General features: G+C 58.9%; 18 protein-coding genes. 10 read left to right on the top strand and 8 right to left on the bottom strand.

Translation table 11 applies throughout. The features are described 5' to 3' along the window. Window positions 1-41 precede the first annotated feature (41 nt). The 4 genes from ACR0KX_RS04840 to ACR0KX_RS04855 form a co-directional block, all read right to left on the bottom strand. On the bottom strand, window positions 42-236 hold the full coding sequence (locus ACR0KX_RS04840) for a hypothetical protein (protein WP_170451767.1): 195 nt from the start codon (window positions 234-236) through the stop codon (window positions 42-44). Window positions 237-474: 238 nt separating this feature from the next. Next, on the bottom strand, window positions 475-1,512 hold the full coding sequence (locus tag ACR0KX_RS04845) for a TRAP transporter substrate-binding protein (RefSeq protein WP_170451766.1): 1,038 nt from the start codon (window positions 1,510-1,512) through the stop codon (window positions 475-477). Between the two features lie 67 nt (window positions 1,513-1,579). After that, the gene (locus tag ACR0KX_RS04850; protein ID WP_170621477.1) at window positions 1,580-2,908 is read right to left on the bottom strand and encodes a TRAP transporter large permease subunit; all 1,329 of its coding nucleotides are present in this window, start codon (window positions 2,906-2,908) and stop codon (window positions 1,580-1,582) included. Then, a complete protein-coding gene (locus tag ACR0KX_RS04855) occupies window positions 2,905-3,477 on the bottom strand; it encodes a TRAP transporter small permease subunit (protein ID WP_480625786.1) in 573 nt (190 codons plus the stop codon). Before ACR0KX_RS04855 ends, ACR0KX_RS04850 begins: the two co-directional genes overlap by 4 nt. A gap of 400 nt (window positions 3,478-3,877) precedes the next feature. On the opposite strand from ACR0KX_RS04855, the gene ACR0KX_RS04860 reads away from it, so the two are divergent. The 4 genes from ACR0KX_RS04860 to ACR0KX_RS04875 are packed head-to-tail and all read left to right on the top strand — an operon-like array spanning window position 3,878 to window position 9,392. Beyond that, a complete protein-coding gene (locus tag ACR0KX_RS04860; RefSeq protein ID WP_480707968.1) occupies window positions 3,878-5,089 on the top strand; it encodes an MFS transporter in 1,212 nt (403 codons plus the stop codon). A 30-nt stretch (window positions 5,090-5,119) separates the two neighbouring features. Continuing rightward, on the top strand, window positions 5,120-5,746 hold the full coding sequence (locus ACR0KX_RS04865; RefSeq protein WP_480707970.1) for an HD domain-containing protein: 627 nt from the start codon (window positions 5,120-5,122) through the stop codon (window positions 5,744-5,746). 23 nt (window positions 5,747-5,769) lie between these two features. After that, window positions 5,770-6,912 (top strand): aromatic ring-hydroxylating oxygenase subunit alpha, encoded by a 1,143-nt coding sequence (locus tag ACR0KX_RS04870; protein ID WP_480707972.1) that lies wholly within the window; start codon window positions 5,770-5,772, stop codon window positions 6,910-6,912. Beyond that, entirely contained in the window at window positions 6,909-9,392 is a 2,484-nt protein-coding gene (locus ACR0KX_RS04875; protein WP_480707974.1) for a CoA transferase, read from the top strand. Before ACR0KX_RS04870 ends, ACR0KX_RS04875 begins: the two co-directional genes overlap by 4 nt. 82 nt (window positions 9,393-9,474) lie before the next feature. Here ACR0KX_RS04875 and ACR0KX_RS04880 read toward each other — a convergent pair whose 3' ends face one another. The 3 genes from ACR0KX_RS04880 to ACR0KX_RS04890 form a co-directional block, all read right to left on the bottom strand. After that, window positions 9,475-10,296 carry an enoyl-CoA hydratase/isomerase family protein gene (locus ACR0KX_RS04880; RefSeq protein WP_170621486.1) on the bottom strand — a complete coding sequence of 274 codons (822 nt, stop codon included), beginning with the start codon at window positions 10,294-10,296 and terminating at the stop codon, window positions 9,475-9,477. 3 nt (window positions 10,297-10,299) lie between these two features. Continuing rightward, on the bottom strand, window positions 10,300-12,354 hold the full coding sequence (locus ACR0KX_RS04885; protein ID WP_480707976.1) for an acetate--CoA ligase family protein: 2,055 nt from the start codon (window positions 12,352-12,354) through the stop codon (window positions 10,300-10,302). Window positions 12,355-12,448: 94 nt separating this feature from the next. Further along, window positions 12,449-13,624, bottom strand: coding sequence for a TauD/TfdA family dioxygenase (locus ACR0KX_RS04890; protein WP_170621490.1), 1,176 nt, complete (start codon window positions 13,622-13,624; stop codon window positions 12,449-12,451). Between the two features lie 103 nt (window positions 13,625-13,727). On the opposite strand from ACR0KX_RS04890, the gene ACR0KX_RS04895 reads away from it, so the two are divergent. The 6 genes from ACR0KX_RS04895 to ACR0KX_RS04920 all read left to right on the top strand — a co-directional run bounded on the left by ACR0KX_RS04895 (window position 13,728) and on the right by ACR0KX_RS04920 (window position 18,432). Next, complete coding sequence (locus ACR0KX_RS04895; RefSeq protein ID WP_170621492.1) at window positions 13,728-14,681, top strand: helix-turn-helix domain-containing protein; 954 nt, start codon at window positions 13,728-13,730, stop codon at window positions 14,679-14,681. A 196-nt stretch (window positions 14,682-14,877) separates the two neighbouring features. Next, complete coding sequence (locus ACR0KX_RS04900; protein WP_170517540.1) at window positions 14,878-15,135, top strand: YjhX family toxin; 258 nt, start codon at window positions 14,878-14,880, stop codon at window positions 15,133-15,135. A gap of 9 nt (window positions 15,136-15,144) precedes the next feature. Beyond that, window positions 15,145-15,666 (top strand): GNAT family N-acetyltransferase, encoded by a 522-nt coding sequence (locus ACR0KX_RS04905; protein WP_170621494.1) that lies wholly within the window; start codon window positions 15,145-15,147, stop codon window positions 15,664-15,666. A gap of 58 nt (window positions 15,667-15,724) precedes the next feature. Continuing rightward, window positions 15,725-16,189, top strand: a complete 465-nt coding sequence (locus ACR0KX_RS04910; protein ID WP_170451743.1) for a GNAT family N-acetyltransferase — start codon at window positions 15,725-15,727, stop codon at window positions 16,187-16,189. A 177-nt stretch (window positions 16,190-16,366) separates the two neighbouring features. Further along, window positions 16,367-17,284 (top strand): DMT family transporter, encoded by a 918-nt coding sequence (locus ACR0KX_RS04915; protein WP_170622277.1) that lies wholly within the window; start codon window positions 16,367-16,369, stop codon window positions 17,282-17,284. An 11-nt stretch (window positions 17,285-17,295) separates the two neighbouring features. Next, a complete protein-coding gene (locus ACR0KX_RS04920) occupies window positions 17,296-18,432 on the top strand; it encodes an aromatic ring-hydroxylating oxygenase subunit alpha (RefSeq protein WP_170621496.1) in 1,137 nt (378 codons plus the stop codon). A gap of 72 nt (window positions 18,433-18,504) precedes the next feature. On the opposite strand, the gene ACR0KX_RS04925 is transcribed toward ACR0KX_RS04920, so the two are convergent. Continuing rightward, window positions 18,505-19,737, bottom strand: coding sequence for a Tm-1-like ATP-binding domain-containing protein (locus ACR0KX_RS04925; RefSeq protein WP_170621498.1), 1,233 nt, complete (start codon window positions 19,735-19,737; stop codon window positions 18,505-18,507). Between the last annotated feature and the right edge of the window lie 5 nt (window positions 19,738-19,742).

The following is a 19,742-nucleotide window of genomic DNA, read 5'->3' on the forward strand; positions in this document are numbered from 1 at the left end:
ATTGAGTTCGCAAAAATCCCGCAAAGCGGGGCGAACCGGATTTATCTTTTGAGTTTTCTCAGGAGGGGAACGACGATGAGGCCGAGCACAAACCAAAGTGCGAGAAAACCAAGAAGCTCCAGACCGAAGCTTCCCCATTTGAAGAACACCTGCGCGATAACCAGTGACACTGAGAACGGTATTAATTCCTGCTCGAGAACGGTGCGCAGGCCGTTGGCATTGAAAAGAGAAAACATGAAATGACTGCCCCAAATTTGAATTCAGGATGCCTTGATTTTTACATCGAAGTTGACGTTGGGTCAATGATTCCGGGCGGCGGGAAACAGCCGATGGCGGCGAAACAGGTCCGTCGTTTGCGTGGCTGACCGAGGAGTTTTCAGCCCACCAGTTTCACGCCGTACGCCCTGTGGGCCGACGTCAAATCGCGATGAAAAAAGTCCAAGTGGCCCCGGTCCGAGGCCACTTGGAAACGTCTTATTCGAAGTTATACGGTGCACCCGCCTGATTGATCACACTGTTGTATTCGCGGAAGATTCCCACGATCTTCTCGTGAACTTCGCCTTCCTGCGCGATCTCATCCCAGAACTCTTTGGCGGCGTTTTCAACCTCGGCCCATTCAGAGGCTGGTACTGACCGCAGTTCAAGCTTGTCGCCATTGGCCCGCAGCGCGGCCTCGCCACCCCAATACCATTGGTTGCGGTAAGTATGGCCTGCTTCGATGCCCGCCATTACGATGGACTTGAGGTGGTCGGGAAGCTCGTTCCAGCGTTCCTGATTGGCAAACCACGATCCGATCCACGCGCCTGAGATGTTGTTGGTCAGGAAGTAATCGGTCACATCGGCCCAACCCACGGTGTAATCCTCGGTGATGCCGGACCAGGCCATGCCATCAAGCTCACCCGTTTGAACCGCCACCTCGGCATCTTCGTAGGGAATGTTCACCGGCACGACACCGAACTTAGCCAGGAAGCGGCCAGCGGTCGGGAAGGTGTAAAGCTTCAGCCCATCCAGATCAGCAACCGAGGTGATTTCCTTTTTGGTGTTGAAGTTGCACGGGTCCTGACCGGCGGCAGACAGCCACTGAACGCCGACCTTGGCGTATTCGTCACGCCAGATATCCGCCAGCCCGTATTGGTTGAACAGCACCGGCACGTCGAGAATGTGCTTGGTGGCGAACGGGAAATACCCGCCGAACACGCGCAGCGGCGTGGGTGACGCCATCGAGTCGTCATCGGAATGCACGCCGTCAATCGTACCGCGCTGCAATGCCTGGAACAGCTCGCCCGTGGGGACGATCTGATCTGCAAAGAACAGCTCAATCTCCAACTCGCCATTGGCGTTCGCGTTGATGTAGTCGATTGCAGGCTTGGTCACATGCTCGCCCAACGCGCCGCCAGCATAGGTCTGAAACCGCCACTTGATCGGGGCCTGCGCCTTGACGATGGCCGGTGCGGCAAGCGTTGCGGGCGCGGCCAGGGCGGCGGTCCGTAAAAATCTGCGTCTTGTAGTCATGGTCGTCCTCTCCTGTGCTTTTCATTGAACTTGATCCGGTTGACCCGGTTTCTCGTTCTTTACGTGCTCAGTTTCCGTAGACGATGCCCGGAAGCCACAATGCGATCTCTGGGACGGCCATCACCAATCCCAAAGCCAAGGCCATCACCGCGACAAACGGTATGATGGACCTGTAAATATCTCCAATCGTTACCTCTGGCGGGGCCATGGCCCGCATGAGGAACAGGTTGTACCCGAAAGGCGGGGTCATATAGGCGATCTGACAGGTGATCGTATAAAGGACCCCGTACCAGATCAGATCGAACCCCAGCGCGCCGACCAATGGCACGTATAGCGGGGCGACGATGACCAGCATGGCTGTGTCATCCAGAAACGTGCCCATCACCAGAAAGCTAAGCTGCATCAGGATCAGGATGATCCAGGGGTTCAGACCCAGCTGCACGGTGAACAGGTTCTCAATCGCCTTAACCGCACCCAAGCCGTCAAACACAGCGCCAAATGCAAGGGCGGCCAGGATGATCCACATGAACATGCAGGTGATACCAAGCGTCTGCTTGATCGAGGTTTCAAAGACCTGCCACGTCATGCGGCGTTTCAGAACCGCAGCCAAGAATGCAGCGATTGCCCCTAGGGCCGAGCTTTCGACCAGCGAGGTCCAACCGTTCACGAAAGGCACCATCATCACGGCAAAGATGCCTATGGGCAGCAGACCGGCCCCCAAAAGGCGCAGTTTCTCGCCCCATGTGACCTGCGCACGTTCTTCTGCGCTCATCACCGGACCCAGCGATGGGTTCAGACGGCAGCGGATCGCAATGTAGATGACGAAGAGGGTCGCCATCATCAAACCGGGAACAACGCCTGCCAGCCAAAGTTGCCCGACCGGTTGCCGTGCGATCATGGCGTAAAGAACCAGCACCACCGATGGTGGCACAAGAATACCCAGTGATGACCCGGCCTGTATTACCCCCGTCACCATGCGTTTGTCATAGTTTCGGCGCAGCAGCTCGGGCAGGGCGATGGTGGCCCCGATCGCCATGCCCGCCACGGACAACCCATTCATGGCCGAGATCAGAACCATCAGGCCAATCGTGCCGATGGCCAGCCCGCCGGACAGGCCGCCCATCCAGACATGGAACATGCGATAAAGGTCATCGGCGATCCGGGATTCGGACAGGACATAGCCCATGAAGATGAACATCGGCAGCGTCAGCAGGGGATACCAGCGCATCACCTTGATCGCGGCCGCAAAGCCCAGATCATATCCGCCCCGGTCGCCCCACAGGAAAAACGCAGCGATCACCGCGACGAACCCGATGGCCCCAAAGACCCGCTGCCCGGTCAGCAGCATCAGCATCATGGTCGAGAACATGAGCGCGGCGATCAGTTCGTAACTCACCCGCGGTGTCCTCCGTCAAGGTCCTCGGGCGCCATGTGCACGGGCTCGTCATCCTTTGGGCCCATGTCATGGCCTTGCAGCCGCAAGATGTCTTTGAACAGTTCCGAGATCGCCTGAAGCAGCATCAGAAAGATGCCAATCACCATGATGGTCTTGATGGGCCAGATATAAGGGCGCCACGCGGACGAGGACCGCTCGCCCCCGTATTGGAACGAGTACATCAAACTGTCCCAGCCGCCCCACAGCAGAAAGGCCAGATAGACGATCAGAAACAGCACGGTCATCACATCGATCTGACTTTTGCGCCGGTCCGACCACTCTCCGTACAGCAGGTCCATGCGGACATTCGCGCCCATCTGCATCGCGTATGGCCCGCCAAGGATGTAATAGGCCACCATCGCGAACTGCGCCATTTCAAGCGTCCACAGCGACGGGACAAAGAAGGTTTTGGACACGGACGAATACAGCAGGATCGCCATCATGACGAAGATGCCATACATGATGATCCGACCAAGCATACGGTTGGCGCGGTCCACTTGCCGGACATAAGCCTTCATCACACCCGTCACGAAGCCGCCTTTGCAAGTTCTGAGTTGTCAGGCAAAAGGGGCGCGCGTTCCTCGGGGCAGGTTCGACCTAACAGCCCGCATGCGCGTGAAAAAACGCCGTTGGTGTCGCGCATGATCAGCTTTGCCCCCAATTCTCTCCGTCTTTATCAGAGCGGCATGTTGGTAAGCTGTCAAGTTGACACTAGCGCATCAACAGATGCGGCACCTTTTCGGGACCGAGTTTGAGGACAGAAGACGTATGCCCCTTGACGTACTTCTAAAAAAGTCGCCGTACCACGCCGGATTTTTTCTAACCCGCGACATCGCAATGTCGCGGGTTTGGTATACTCGGGGCACCAAGCCGTCCTAGCCGTAGCCTATGCTACGTGCTTTGAACGAAAACTGGGCCCTGTTCCTTGGCATGCTGATGCTGATGGTCGCCAACGGCCTTCTGGCGACATTGCTGACCATTCGGGGTGCTAGCCTGGGGTTCAGCGATTTCACGATCTCGATCATGCAGGCTAGCTATCCGCTTGGCGCGCTTGCGGGCACGGCATTGGCCCCTAGGCTGGTCGAAAACGTCGGACATATCCGGGCGTTTTCCGCGCTTGCTTCGCTGGTCTCAATCGCTGCGATTGTTCACCTTCTGACCAGCGATGCGGTCAGTTGGAGTGTGATGCGCTTTCTCGGCGGGTTCTGCTATCCCGGCCTTTATGTGATCACCGAAAGCTGGCTGAACGCAAAGTCCGACAACAGCATTCGTGCGCAAGTCCTATCGCTGTATTTCATCATTCAGCTTGCCGGACCCGCGTTGGGAACGGCGCTTGTCGGGTTTCCCGACCCGACCGGGAACCTTCTGTTCGGAGTCGTTTCGATCCTGATCTCATTGTCAATCGTGCCGCTTTTGTTGTCCGGCAACAAAGCGCCGGATTACACCGCGCCCGAGCGTATGCCTGTGACCCGGCTTTACAAGGTCTCACCCGTTGCAGTGATCGGAATTGTTATCGTCAGTATCGGGGTCTCTGCCTCGTATATCACGCTGCCCCTTTACGCATTGCAGCAAGGGTTCACGGCTGCGCAGGCGTCGGGCGCGTTGGTTGCGGCGTTAATTGCCGGGGCCATCGTGCAATACCCGGTTGGCTGGATTTCTGATCATACCGACAGACGCTATGTGATCATCGGCCTGGGCGTTGTCGCGGCGTTGGCCAGTCTGTGGATGGCCATCGATACGTCACCGTCGAATATTGTCATCGGCTTTGTTCTGGTCGCAATCGGGCTCTATCCGGCATATTCGATCCTGACAGCGCATGCGAATGACCAGTTGAAACTGTCTCAGATCGTGCCCGCCAGCGGTACTATGGTGCTGTTGCTGAACATCGGCTTGTTGGTCGGAACGATACTGGGGCCAAACTCGATCACCTTGCTGGGGGGCAGGGGGTTGCAGTTCCTGCTTGCAGCTATCGGCATTTCCGTAGCCGTGGTCGCGTTGATCCGGCGCTATCAGGTCGAGGCCCCGGCAGAAACCGGCGAAGTGCAGGTTGTCGGCGTGATCGGCACCGGCCAGCCCGGCGTTCTGCAGGCCGAAAGCTGGGTTCAGGAGGAGGATGCAAATCAACAAGAAAACGCGTCCTAAACCGCAATTCACTTAACAGGGAAGGCGAGGATGAAAAAAGTCAGTTTCACCCAGATGAAAGACGGCAGCAAAGAAGAATATGAGTTCCTGACCGCGCAGGCCGTGGATGATGCCCGTCACACCGCCGGACGGCTGGTCAGGGCGCTGGTCGAACTTGATGATGAGATGGCCGGTTATCAGATCACGCGATTGGGGCATTCCGTGCAATCCGCCACACGGGCCTGGCGCGACGGGGCTGATATCGATTGGGTCGTGTCGGCGCTGTTGCATGATATCGGAGACATTTTCGCGCCCTACAATCACGACGAATACGCCGCCACGATCCTGCGCCCCTTCGTGCGTGAACAATGCGCCTGGGTGGTTCAGACCCATGGCGATTTCCAGATGCTCTATTACGGTCACCATCTGGACGGGTTCGATCAGCACAAGCGCGAGCGACATCGCGGGCATCCCTGCTTTGATGACAATGCCGAATTCTGCGAACGATGGGATCAGGCCAGCTTTGACCCCGACTATGACACCCTGCCGTTAGAGTTTTTCGCCCCCATGGTTGAAGAGGTTTTCGCCCGTACCCCCTATGCCGAGGACGTTGTGCGCGCAGGCGAACGTGAACCCCTTGTCGTGCCAGAGATCGCCAAGGAACGCGCCACCGCCTGAGTGCGGATCCTGAGGAGGATAAGATGACCCCAACAGATGAAAACCTGCGCGCCCTGGCCGCCGACTACTACATCAGCCCCGAGGTTTTTGCCGAAGAGCGTGAGAAACTGTTTTTCAGATCCTGGCAATATGCCTGCCACATCAGCGAACTGGCCGAGCCCGGCGATTACGTCGCCACCAGTATTCAAGGCCAGAACGTGTTTGTCGTGCGCGATCAGGACCACGAAATCCGCGCCTTCAACAATATCTGCCCTCATCGCGGCCACAAGCTGGTGGAAGGGGCCGGGCAGACGCGCGCCATCGTTTGCCCTTATCACCATTGGAGCTTTTCTCTGGACGGGTCGCTGCGGCACATGCGCAAACGGGACACCAGTTCGGTGCCCGAGCAGAAAGAGGTTTGCCTGAACACGGTACGGGTGGATCGCCTGCTGGATTTCATCTTCGTCAATCTCGACCCCGACGCCCTGCCAATTGCCGAGTTCTGGCCCGGTATCGAGGCGCAGGTGCGTGAAAAATGTCCCAAGGTGGACAGCTACGTCTTAGGCGAAACCGCCGCCGCCATTCACGAGGTCGACGTGGCCGCCAATTGGAAGATTCAGATCGACAACTATCTGGAATGCCAGCATTGCCGCCACGGGCACATCTCGTTCTCGGACATGCTGGACATCAACAATCAGACCTATGAACTGACCAGAAACGCGGCCTACAACTTCATTCCCGGCAACAAGAAGGCGGACAATCTGGCCTATCCGCTGGATCTGGACCATGACGAAACCGATCTGCATTTCTGGTTTCTGTTCCCCAATATCGGCATCTCGCAATTTGCCGGTCCGGGCAATCTGACCCTGTTCCAATGGAACCCGATCGGCACCGATCGCGGGCTGCGGTGGAGCATCAATCTGGAACCGCCCGAACCCACTGATCCGGGTATGCGCGAACGTCAGGAAAAGCGGGCGATCTGGGGGCGGGATGTGTTGCAGCCCGAAGATATCTCGTTCCTGCTGTCGGTTCAGGAAGGCATGAGCCAGCGGTGCTTTGATCAGGGTTGGTACATCGTTGATTGGGAAAACATCGAGTTTTCAGAGGCCATGATGCGCCATTTCCACAATACCTATCTGGAACATATGGGGCGCACATCCCCAGCCACCGCGCAGGCCGCGGAATGAGCGGGGCAAGACCGCTGGCCGGGGTGCGGGTTCTGGATTTCGGGCAATATCTGGCCGGGCCGCTGGTCGGCATGATGCTGGCAGACATGGGCGCGGATGTGCTGCGCATCGATCCGCCCGGCGGGCCGCGTTGGACCGATCCGGCCTTTGATATGCTGTCGCGTGGCAAGCATGTTCTGGCGCTCGATCTGAAATCGGATGCCGGACGGGCGCAGGCGATTGAACTGGCCAAACGATCCGACATCGTGATCGAGAATTTTCGGCCCGGCGTCATGGATCGCCTGGGCGTTGGCGCGGAGGTTTTGCGAACAGCCAATCCGGGGCTGATCTATCTGGCTATGCCCGGCTTTGCCTCGACCGATCCGGAACTGGCCGATCTGGCCGCGTGGGAGGCCGTCGTCGCCGCCCGCACCGGGCAATTCACCGATATGGGGCTGAACCGGCGTCTGATGGGGATCAAGGCGTCGTTTTCGCCGCTCAACCTCGCATCGGCTTATGCGGCCAGTTACGGGGCAATGTCGGTTCTGTTTGCCCTGCAGTCGCGGGCCAAAACCGGTGGAGACTATATCGAAGTGCCGCTGGCCTCCTCCCTGTTCGAAGGTCTGGCCTATAACCACGAACAGATCGAAGGTTATCCCGACCGCTATAAATCTCCGCGCGAACTGGAACTGGATCGCCGCGCAAGAACGGGCGAGCCCTGCGATCTGGACTTTGCTGAGTTGTCCGAATTTCTCGATCCGTTTTATCGCACCTATACCTGTCAGGATGGGCGCGGGTTCTATGTGGTGGCAGGCAGTGTTGCCACCCATCCGGCCCGCGTTCTGAGGACGCTTGGTCTGGGCGATCTGCTGGATGAGCTTCCCTTGTTCGACCCTTATCTGGACACACAGGATTGGCCGGATGAATGGACGCTCAGCAACTACCCGGTCGGTGCGCGGGATCGCGCGCGGGTGTCGTCGGCCATGAAGGCCGCGTTTCTGACAAAGCCCGCGCATGAATGGGACGTCCTGTTTGGTTCGGCCAAGGCCCCGGCAACGGCGCAGCGTACAATTAGAGAGTGGCTGCACGATCCGCACGCCACCGCGTCAGGCCTGATCCTGAGCGTGGATGACCCGAAACATGGCGCGATGCAGCAGATGGGCAACGTGGCGTGGCTGGCCGGGGATCATGCGGTGGTCGAGAAAAAACCAGCTGTAACCGGGGAAGCGGCCAGAAAACAAGTGGCGAAAATACTGGCCGAACCCACCCGTCCGCATGTTGAACCCACGCAACGGTCAGGCTGGCTGGACGGGGTCAGGGTGCTGGACCTGACCAATGTAATTGCCGGACCGACCATAGCCTCGACTTTGGCACGGTTTGGGGCCGAGGTGACCCATGTCCAACCCGTTACACCTTCGGTCGATCCGTGGAATACGGTGGTGTTTGGCTTGCAGGCCAATCGCGGCAAGGAAAGCGTTCTGCTGAACCTGCATGATGAGGCCGGGCGTGATGCGCTGAACCGATTGATCCGGCAAGCGGATGTGATCACCCTCAACGCCACAAACGAACAGCGTGACGGGCTGGGCCTGTCGCCAGAGGAGATCTCTCACATCAACCCCGATGCCATTCTGGTGCAACTGGATGCCTTTGGCGGGCCGATGCGTGGGCCGAAATCGGATCATCTTGGCTATGATGATCTGGCGCAGGCGGCCACGGGGATCATGATCCGCTTTGGCGGCGGTATGGACACACCTGAAGAACACGCCCATGCAGGTACGATTGACGTTCTGGCCGGGCTGACGGCCTGCGTTTCGCTGGGCGGTGCGCTGCTCTGGAAACAGGCCACCGGCAAGGCTGACATCGCGCGGTCGTCTCTGGCCGCGGCGGGGGGCATGATACAGGCGCAATTCATGTATGACTTTGCCGGACGCGCACCTTTTGATGAGCCTTCGGGTCGCGATGCGCTGGGGCAAGGGCCGTTTTATCACTGCTACGAAGCGTCGGACGGGTGGTTCTTTTGGGCTGCACCGACCGATGGACGCGACGTGCTTGGCAAGGTGGCAGAGCTTTCCGATTTGGTTTCGCTACCCGACAACACAGTGCAGGAAGAGTTAATCGCGCGTTTCAAATCCCGCCCCCTTGCTCATTGGTCTCAATGCCTGACGCAGGGCGCGAGCGCTGTTGTGCCTTTGGCATCCATGCTGGAAACACGTGATCAGGCGCTGCAGATTGAAAGCGACGGTTCGGTGGACATTCGCATAGCCACCTATCGCGCGGTGCGTCACGATACGCACCCAATGGGCCGTTGGTGCGATCTGGCCGCCCCGAATGCGGTGCGGGCCTTGAATGCAAGCATCACCATCCCCGGTCCTGCGCCCAAATTTGGCGACAGCACACTGCAAATCCTTGGAAGGCTTGGGTACTCGGATGACGAGGTGCAAGAGATGCTGGCGCAGCAATCTGCTGCAACAAGCTGGGCGGCGCGCTACCTGCCCGAGTAAGACAGGCGGATGCAGGCGGGGCCTTCAAAGGCCTCGCCAAAGTGTCTAAGAAGGCAAGTGTCCCGTTTGCCTGAAAAAGGGATTAATCCAGCCCCTCATATCGGGCATTGGCATCGGCCAGCGTTGCCTTCAGGCCCTTTTCAAGGGTCGATTTTGAAAACGCCTCATATTCCGGAACCGGTTGCGCGCCCATGATCGCGACCTGTTCCAGATAATAATCCGTTGCGGTACGCAGGCCCTGCATCTCGTAGACCCGGTTCAGGTACATCTTGTGCATCCGCTGCATTTCACGCGGCATGCGTGCCATCAGCAGTGCCTTTTTGTGGGTTGCCTCTTTCAGCCTTTCCAGCGGCACAACCTCGGTAATCAGGCCCATTTCCTTTGCCTCTGTCGCCGTCAACTCACGCCCGGTCAGCAGCAGATCCTTGGCGGTTTTCATATTGACCAGCCAGGGCAGGAACATGCAGTGGCCCGAAATGCCATAGCGCACCTCGTTATACCCGATGCGGGTATCATCGCTGGCGATGGTGATGTCGCAGAAAAGGGACAGTTCGAACCCCTTGCCGATGGCGATGGAGTTGACCGATGCGATCACCGGCTTGGTGATCCGCCAGGGGGTCGTGAACTCATCGAACTGTTTGAAATAATGCGCGCGGTATTCGTAGATCGAGGTCCGATCCTCCTCGGCATCCTCATCCAGATCGTGCCCGGCGCAAAACCCGCGACCCGCACCCTGAATGACGATCACGTTCACATCATCATCCGCGTCTGCGCGTTCCAGCCCCGCCTGTAGCTCGGCGATCAGTTTCAGGTTCATCGCATTCAGCTTTTCGGGTCGATTCAGTGTCAGCCAGCAGATGTGGTCGGCGTCCACGTCGTAGATCAGATGAGTGTATTCGGTCATGTCTCAGCCTTTCAGGGTCAGAACCGCATCGGCAACCACCGCGCGGGTTTGGGTCAGCCGCAGAGGGTTCACTTCCATCTCTGCGATGCCGGGGGTGGCGGTGGCAAAGACGCACAGCGCCTCGATAGCGTTCAGCGTGACGGTCATGTCTGCCGCCGGACAACCGCGATAGCCAAGGATCAGGGGGGCCAGTTTCAACCCCATTAGCGCGGCCTCTATGTCGCGGCGCAGTGCGGGCAGGATCACGGTTGCGGTGTCTTGCATCAGTTCCACCGCAACACCGCCGATGGCCAGCGTCAGAACCAAGCCGATCTCTGGCACGCGGCGGATGCCGACCAGTAACTCGCCAATCGGGTTTTGGATCATCTCTTCGATCAGGTACGCGTCAGCCTTCAGGCCGTGTTCCGCAAGGCGATCTGACATGGCGCGGATCGCAGTCGAAAGATCCGGCGGCGCGAGATTTAGCGTCACAGCGCCCATTTCCGTCTTGTGCAGCAATCCCGGAACAATGGCCTTTAGCGCGCAGGTGCAGTGGACGTTCGGCAGGTCATGCGCGCCCGAAACGACCCATTGGCGGGGAATGTCCAAACCGTGCCCTTGCAGTTGCAGTTTTGCTTCGGCTTCGCTGAGGGTTCGGTCCGCTGTCACCAGCTTACCACTGTCGGCGTTCAAAGCCATGGCGTCGGCGTCCAGGCTGTTTCGGCTCGCGCCGTATCGCGCCGCAAGGGCGACCGCGCGCAGGCCGTCTTCGAGCCCTTGCAACGGGGCCATTCCATTGGAGATCATCCGTTCCCGCGCCTCTTTCGGCAGGGACTCGGCCAGAGTGTTGACGAAGGCCGCCGGACGATCCCCCTTGGCCTGTGCCAGCGCCCCGGTGGTTGCGTCCCATGTCGTCATGTCCCAACCGCCATCGGGCGGGTAGCACATGACTTGCGCGAAAAGATCATAGTCGTCGCGCGCGAAGGCTTGGTAAATTGGCAGTTGATCCGCCTGCGGCCAACCATGCGCGTCCGAGATGTCCAACGGATTGGCAGGGCCGACATAAGGCGGCAGCGCGGCATCAATGGCAGGCGCGGAGTCGGTTGAGGGTGGCTCCATCCGAAGGCCTGCTTTTTCGGCAATATCGCCTCCCAACACGGCATAAGACCCAGAGGATGTGATGAAGCCGGTTTTCAAGCCTTTTGGGACAGGCGTGAAGCTTAACATCTTGACGGTTTCAATAGCCTCGGACGGTGTTGTCACTTCGATCCAGCCGAAGCGTCGGAACAGGGCCGAGGCGACGGCCGCATCCCCCGACAACGACGCCGTGTGTGACTGTGCGGCTCGGGTGCCTGCCTGACTGCGACCGCCTTTGATGGCCACAACGGGAATGCCCTTGCGGGCGGCCTTGGCGGCGGCTCGGCTTAGCTTTGCCGCATCGGTAATGCCTTCGAAATAGATATTCGCCGCCGTCACACGCGGGTCGTCCAATACTACATCCAGCATGTCGGCAACCGTAACCATCGCCTGATTGCCCAACCCGATCAAATAGGCGATGGGTTGCGAGCGGTCGGCACAGCCAAGGTCGCTGAGGTATGCGCCACCGTTTGAGATCACCGCTACGCCCTTGCCGGGTGCATGAGTGCCGAAGTGATCCATCATAAAGGCATTGCCATCCAGGAAATTGGCGATACCGGGACAGTTGGGGCCGATCACCGGCATGTCACCGGCGGCGTCGATCAGATCCGCCTGCCGGGCTGCGCCATCGGCGCTTTCGGAAAAGCCCGAAGTAATGCAGACAACGCCGCCACATCCTTGCGCCGACAGCGCGCGCACGGTTTCGATCACCGCGTCCTTGGGGATCACCAGAATTGCGACATCCGGCACCCATGGCAGATCGGCAACCGACGCCACACAGGGAACGCCCGCGATTGTGGTCCGTTTCGGGTTCACGGCTACGGCATCACCGGAAAATCCGCCCGCCTGCATGTACTCAATCGCGGGCGCAATACCCCCACCGCCAATCCACGCGACGCGCGCGGGCGACAGCATTCGTTTCAGACGATCCGCTTTTGTCACACGCTGCACTCCGTGACCCGATTGCTAAAATTTGGGGTGCTGATGACTTTCCGGGTCCGCTCGGTCAGTTGTATCGCAGCCATTCGATTGAAGATCATGACTGCGCCTCAGCCCGAAACTGGCGTTGCAGCGTGCGGATGCGAGAATGCAGTTCGTCGCGGTCGGAATAGATACCTTCGATGAACCGTGTGCCGCCTTTGGCCTCGTACCCGGCGCGGCCATGCAGGGCGCGACGGTTGTCAAAGGCCAGCAGATCGCCCGGCTCGTACCGGAACACCATCATATAGCGCGGGTCCTGGGCCCGTTCGCAGAACGCCCGGTACGCCTGATAGGCGCGGCGCTGGATATGGACCGGAGCCCGCAGCGGCGCGCGCAGGAATGTATTGTACCGAACGCCGGTGATGCCTCCGGTCTCATCGGTCTCAACCACAGGCCCCCAACCGCGATAATCCGAGCCGCGCGCCCGGTTGCTGTATTCCCAGATATCCGTGGTCAGCGAGTGGAAATGTGCGGGCTCGTCGACCCGCAGGTCTTCGGCAATGCGGTATGCATCGACGTATATCCCTTCGCCACCCGTCGTCGTGTTGTCGCGGGTATAGAGAAACTGAAGGCCAAACGGCGTTTCCCGCGTTGGCAGGTCGATATGCTGCAACAGCATGTCCGAGGTGAAGGCCTGACTGTCAGGATCATCCTTGATCTCTAACGTATACTGCCGCCCGAAATTGCTTTCGCGGATCGGACCGATGCGGGTGACGATCTGTTCAAGCAGGCCGTCCTGCTGGGGCAATCCGCGCAGGCGGGCCACGCCGTAGTCGCGCAGGGCCTCTAGCCATTGCAGAAAGATACGCGGATTGCTCAGCGCCTCGGGGCCGTCAAAGCTGGGCGGTTCTGGCTGATCCTCGCCTCGCCAAAGGATGGGTTGCGGCGTGTCATCCGCGCCGAACCACGCGATCCCGCGCAGCCAGCCGGGATGGAACCGGCTGGTTTTGCTGTCTGTAAAATCGACGGAGACCGCGCCGCCCGCTTCGACCCGTGCGCTTCGTATACCCAGATCGCCATCAATCGCGCTGGGCGACACGCACATTTCGCGCGCTTTGGGATGGACTGTCTCGGGGTCGGGGCTGTTTTCCCGCAAAAGCAGCGCGTGGTACTGGCTGGTGGCCCCGTCCGACCAAGTGATGCTGAGAACGTCCTTGTTGTGGGTCACAGCGATCACGGTATGGAGAATGGGCCAGGTGTCGAAATCCGGTGTCCAGGGCAATTCGGTCATGGGGTGTCCTCCGTTACTCAAACGGTACTGCCTGTCCTGCAATTCTTCTTGATCTTAATTGGCAGTTTCTTGATGGTTTCTTGCAAATTGAGTAGGTCCAACCTTGCCTAGTGTCGACATCGTACTGACCGAGAATTTTCCGATCCTGTCGCTGACACTGGTGACGGAACCCCTGCGCGTGGCAAACCGGGAAAGCACCGAGCCTTTGTGGCGTTGGCGCTTCTTGTCCATCGAAGGGGGCGTGATGCTCAGCTCCAGCGGGATGCAGGTGAACACCGAGCCGTTGGACGACAAGGCCGCCGATGTTGTTCTGCTGCTGTCCTCATATCACCCCGAGGCGTCGCTGGTGCCGAGGCTGCTGACTTGGTTGAAACGCCGCGCCCGGGTCGGGGCGGTGATGGGCTGCGTCGATACGGGCGCCCTGATCTTTGCCGAAGCCGGACTGTTGTCGCGCGCGCCTGCAGCGGTGCATTTCGAAGCCCTGCGCGGGTATCGCGAACAGTTTGCCGATGAGATGTTCGTGGACCGGCTGTTCACCATCACCGGCATTCGCTGTTCCAGCGCGGGCGGGGTGGCGACGTTCGATATGACGCTGGGACTGATCGAGCGGTTCAACGGACAGGGTCTGGCAAAACGAGTGGCGGAGATTCTGACCTATCGCCCGACAGTGCATGAGGGGCCGCAGCAGAAACTGCTGACGGATACTTCGCTTGCCCGACTTGACCGAACCCTTGCGCGGGCGGTGGATCTGATGCTGGCGACTTTGGATCAACCCTTGCCGATCTCGGAAATTGCCGACCGGGTTGGGGTGCCGATCTGGACCCTTGGACGGTTGTTCAAGCAGTATCTGAAAAGCTCGCCCGCCGCCTATTATCGTGGTTTGCGCCTTGTTGAGGCCCGCAATCTTATTCGCAATTCCAGTTTGCGTGTCAGTGACATCTCGGCCTTATGCGGCTTTGAAAACCCAGAAAGCTTTGCCCGAGCCTACAGGCGACAATTCGGTGTGACCGCATCCGAAGACAGGGCAGGGCTAGTACATAATGCCGATGCGTCTTGACACATCAAGGATTGATGAATACTTCCGATCACGCCTGAGGCAGTCAGCCTCGTGCAACGGAGATTTTATGAAAGAGACCCGGGCCTAACGCCCGTTCCTGGCGACCCAGATACAGGAACACCAACACTGATAGGCACACTCACGCGCGATGCTGAGTGAACCTGTTTCTGTGCTTTCGTAAAATCGAGACATCCCAATGAATATCTCAAAGCACGAACAACGTGTTTTGCACGAACTCGCCCTTGGCGGGTCGATCCATCATCAACGTCTGGAGAACGGTAAAATCCATGACGTCACCTGTTACACGCGCGACGGGTTCATTCTGACTGACTGCACCATGGGCGTCTTCAAACGCCTGCTGAAACGTCGTTTCATACGGTCAAAGAATGGCAGTCCCTACCGCGCCTCTGCGTTGGGCATCAAATCCGTGCGCGCGCAAATGAACCAAAGATAGGAAAGAACAATGAACCATACAGATATCGAAGCCATAACACGCGTTCACCTTGACGCGTTCGGCAAAGACGAAGGCCCTGAGGTTGCACAGCTTGCCAGGGGCTTTCTGGCGCTTGCAGACACAATTTCGATCAGCGTGACACGCGATGGAAAGATCGCGGGGAATGTGCTGTTCACTCCGTTCCTGTTCCAGGATCACCCGCAGGCCAAGTGTTTCCTCTTGGCCCCTTGCGGGGTGGTGCCCGACTATCAGGGGCAAGGTGTCGGCAAGGAATTGATGGAGACGAGCATCGCGCATCTTACCTCGGTCAATGCTGATGCTGTGTATGTCTTGGGCGTGCCCAGCTTCTATCCGAAATACGGATTTGTTCCGACGGATAAGCAAACGCCCTATCCGGACCTTTTGACCATGCCGGAATCCTGGATGGAGCTTGAGCTGAAACCCGGGTCCGCCAAGGCGCTGGGCGGCAAAACCACTGCCGTCGCGCCGATCATGCGGCCCGAGTATTGGGACACGTCTGCATATGGCTGAAATCACACGCGCCACGCAAGAACCTGTCCTGAAACCCGACACTGAATGAGAATACCCGATGAAAACACCAATAGTTAAACAAACCACCAAGGGTGATATTCCAGCGTTGCAAACCGTGCTGGATCAAACGCAGTTGTTTCCCAGTGAAATGCTGCCCGAGATGCTGCAACCCGCGCTGGATCATAAGGCCGAGGCGATCTGGCTGACCTGCCATCTGGACGGCGCAGCCGTCGGACTGTGTTATTCTGTCCCCGAGGAACTGGCGCAGGGCACGTGGAATATGCTTGCGCTTGCCGTGCGACCTGATCTTCAGGGGCAGAAACTGGGAACCGCTCTGGTCGAAGCTGCGGAGCAACGTCTGAAAGCCAAGGGTCAGCGGTTGCTGATCGTTGATACATCCGGGACCGAAGACTTTGCACTGACGCGCAGGTTTTATGCGCGCAACGGCTATGAGGAAGAAGCGCGAATTCGCGATTTCTGGGCAGCCGGGGATGACAAGGTGATCTTCCGGAAGGCATTGTAATCAACCTTTGCCCTTCGCCAGTGACTTGGCGAGGGGCGCACTTGTTGATGGGAAAAGCCGGACCTGTGCGCGGACCAAATCCGCGCGTTGTGCCGTGAAACGTTAGCCTTGTCGCAAACGGGCCTGCGGGCCTGTTGTCGCGCACCTACACTGTCCCGAGATTTGAAGGACAGCGCCATCACGACGACAGCCAACATACCCAGTTCACAAGACGCCCACAGATACGGCGTTTTCTTTGTATTTGCGGCTGGCGTTCTGTGGTCAACGGTCGGGCTTGGCATCCGGCTGATAGAAGAGGCGGGCGTTTGGCAAATACTGCTGTACCGGTCGGTTGCGATGTCGCTTTTTCTGTACGCGGTCATACGAATTCGGTCGCGGGAAAACCCGTTTGTACAGCTGCGCCGCTCTGGCTTTCCTGCCGTTGTCGCCGCGCTGTCGCTGTTGGCGGCGTATTCCGGTGCGATCTACGCGATCCAGAACACGTCGGTCGCGAATGCCATGCTGCTGTTTGCGACGGCTCCGTTTTTGACCGCTGTTCTGGGTTGGGTCGTCCTGCGCGAGCCTGTGCGCCGGGCCACCTGGGTTGCCATCGGGATCGCCCTGATCGGCATTGCCGTCATGGTTGCGGACAAGTCCGGGGGCGTGGCGCTGAAGGGCAGTCTGGCCGCGCTTGGATCGGCATTGGGCTTTGCGGTCTTTACCGTTGCGCTGCGCTGGGGGCGCACGTCCGAGATGTTGCCCTCGGTCTTTCTGTCCGGGCTGTTTGGCGTCGCGATCACTTTCACGATCTGCCAGCTACAGGGCCTATCCCTCGTCCTAAGCCTGAATGACACTGGTGTGGCGATGGGCATGGGTGTCTTTCAGGTGGGGGCCGGGTTGATCCTTTACACAATTGGATCAAGAAGCCTGCCCGCCGCTGAATTGACGTTGCTTTCACTGGCCGAGGTTCTGCTTGGCCCGGTCTGGGTATGGCTGTTTCTGGGCGAAACAGCGACCGTTAATACTCTGATCGGCGGGGCGATCCTGCTTGCCGCAATTGCCGGAAATGCCCTGACCGGGCAGCGTCGTAAGCCACCGCCGATTACCGCCCCGTAAGGAGTACAGCGATGAACTCAGCCTATGACCCCGCTCTGGCCGATTGCGCCCGCCCAGTCGAGGCGGCCTTTTCCATTCCGCCGGTCTGTTACACCTCGGACAGTCACGCCCTGGCCGAAATGGACCTGGTGTTCCGCCACGGCTGGATTGGCGTTGGTCGGGCCGATGTCGTTGCCAATCCGGGTGATTTCATCACGATGGATGTGGCCGGGCAGAACATCATCCTTCTGCGCGATAAGGCGGGTCAGTTGCGCGCATACGCAAACACCTGCCGTCATCGCGGCGCCCGCTTGGCAGACGGGCAGGGCAGGTGCAAGGGGCTGCGCTGTCCGTTTCATTCGTGGTTCTACGGACTGGACGGCAAGCTTGTCGCCGCACCGTATATGGAGCGGGCGCAGGGCTTCGACAAGGCGGACTATGGCCTTGTGTCCTATCAGGTGGCCGAGAGGTTGGGCTTTGCCTTTGTCTGTCTGTCTCCTGACGCGCCTGATATTGATGCCTATCTGGGGGATCTTGCCGAACTCCATAGCCCTTGGCCCATGGACCGCCTTGTTTCGGTCCGCAGGCAAGAGGTCGAAGTGAATTGCAACTGGAAGATCTTCCTCGAAGTGTTCAACGAATACTACCATCTGCCGTTTGTGCATGCGGATTCGATCGACAGTGTCTATGACAGACCGGATGCAGCCGATGCCGTTAACGGTGCCTTTGCCAGCCAATTCGGCGCGACCGAAGGGACCGGAGGACTGCTGGAAAGCGATCAGGACAAATCTCTTCCCGAAATTCCCGGCCTGACCGGCAAGGCCCGCGAGGGTGCGCGTTATACCTGGATCTTCCCGAATATGACCTTCGCCGCGAACCGCGACGCGCTTTGGTGTTACGAGGCTTATCCGCTTGGCGCATCCAGATGTCGGGTGGTTCAAACCTCGTGCTTTCCGTCAGAGACCATCGCATTGCCGGATTTCGCCGAAAAATCTCAGGCGTATCTCCGGCGCATGGATGCGGCACTGGATGAGGATATCGAGGCGCTAGAAAATCAACAACGCGGGTTGGCTTGTCCGGACGCGCGGCCCGGCCGGTTTCAACCGGATCTGGAACCCAACGTGGCCGCCTTTGCACGCTGGTACAGCAGCAAGTGGACGGAATCTTAAGACTGGCCTAGTGGCTGGGCCAGTTGTGCCTTAGTTCCGGTCAGTGTGGCGGATGTCCTCACCTACGGTGTGTCAGGCAGATACCGTTCCATCCTGAACCCAGGCATCAAACTGTGCCAAAACCGCGTCGCAAAAAGCGGGGTCGTTGATATGGGCGTCCAACTCGGTCATCGGGATGCGACCGGACATGGTGGTGCGCGCTTCGTCCACCATTTCGGCTAACGCTTCGGGGTCGTATGCTTCTTCGCCTTCCTTGTCCCAGGCCTCGACCCCCTGAACAGGAAGAAAAAAGTGAACCGGTCCGGTTGCAGCCTCCAGCCGGTTGGCAAGCTCTCGCACCCAGACGCGGCGTTCTTCACCCGTGAAGACCGAACTTTTGATGAGACGGTTGTGTTCATGAAAAGGGCGGTCCGCGTATTGGTCCGGAATGTCCTGCCAGCCTGCAAAATCCAGCAGGTCCAACGCGCCGGGGGCCACCATCTGCGGGGTGCCTGCTCGGCCGGCATTGGTCACACGATCCTCCCCGCTGGAGACCACTGAGCCCGCCATCAGGTTCCCGAATTCCTGCATGCAGAAATCCATCACGCATACAAATGCGCCTTCGCCTGCCAGCTTCTCGAACGCCATGCCGCCCATACCGGTCGAATGGAACACGGCCACTTCGAAGCCACGGCTTTCCAGCGCAGGTTTCAGCGTTTTCATATAGCGCAGACAGGATGAGCCGAGGCTGGTCATCCCGATCAAGGGCTTGCTGCGATCAACCTCGATGACCGCGTTGGTTGCCCCAACCACCGCCCCCGCAGCCTGGCTAAGCGAGGACCGACAGATCGAGTTCATGCCATACAGACCGCCCGCCCACAGGATCATCTGAATATCCGGGGCCAGCCGGTGCGGCGGGATCAGGGGTGAGAAGCTGACGGTTGAAACAATGTATTTCGGAACGCCCATCGGCAACGCCTGTGCGCAGTCCAGCGCAAGATCAGTGCCCATCGTGCCGCCAATTGCGAGCATCCCGTGAAAGCGCCCCCTGGCATGTGCTTCGGCGACGACGTTTGCGGCCCCCGCAGACATCACGCGGAAGGCCTTGTTTTCGTCGCCTTGCGCGATGACCTCATCAATGGTCATGCCCCCGGCGGCTGCAACCTCGTGCTTGCTGATATCGGTCGCGTTTTCCGGATCACCCAGTACCGAGACATCCATGGTCAGCACGTCGGCCCCCTGCGCCCGAACCACATCCTCGATAAAGCGCATCTCGGGTTCTTTTGTGTCGTATGTGCCAATCAGCAGGATTGTCTTTCGGGTCATTGGCA

The sequence above is a fragment of the Ruegeria sp. BG5 genome, assembly GCF_056538425.1.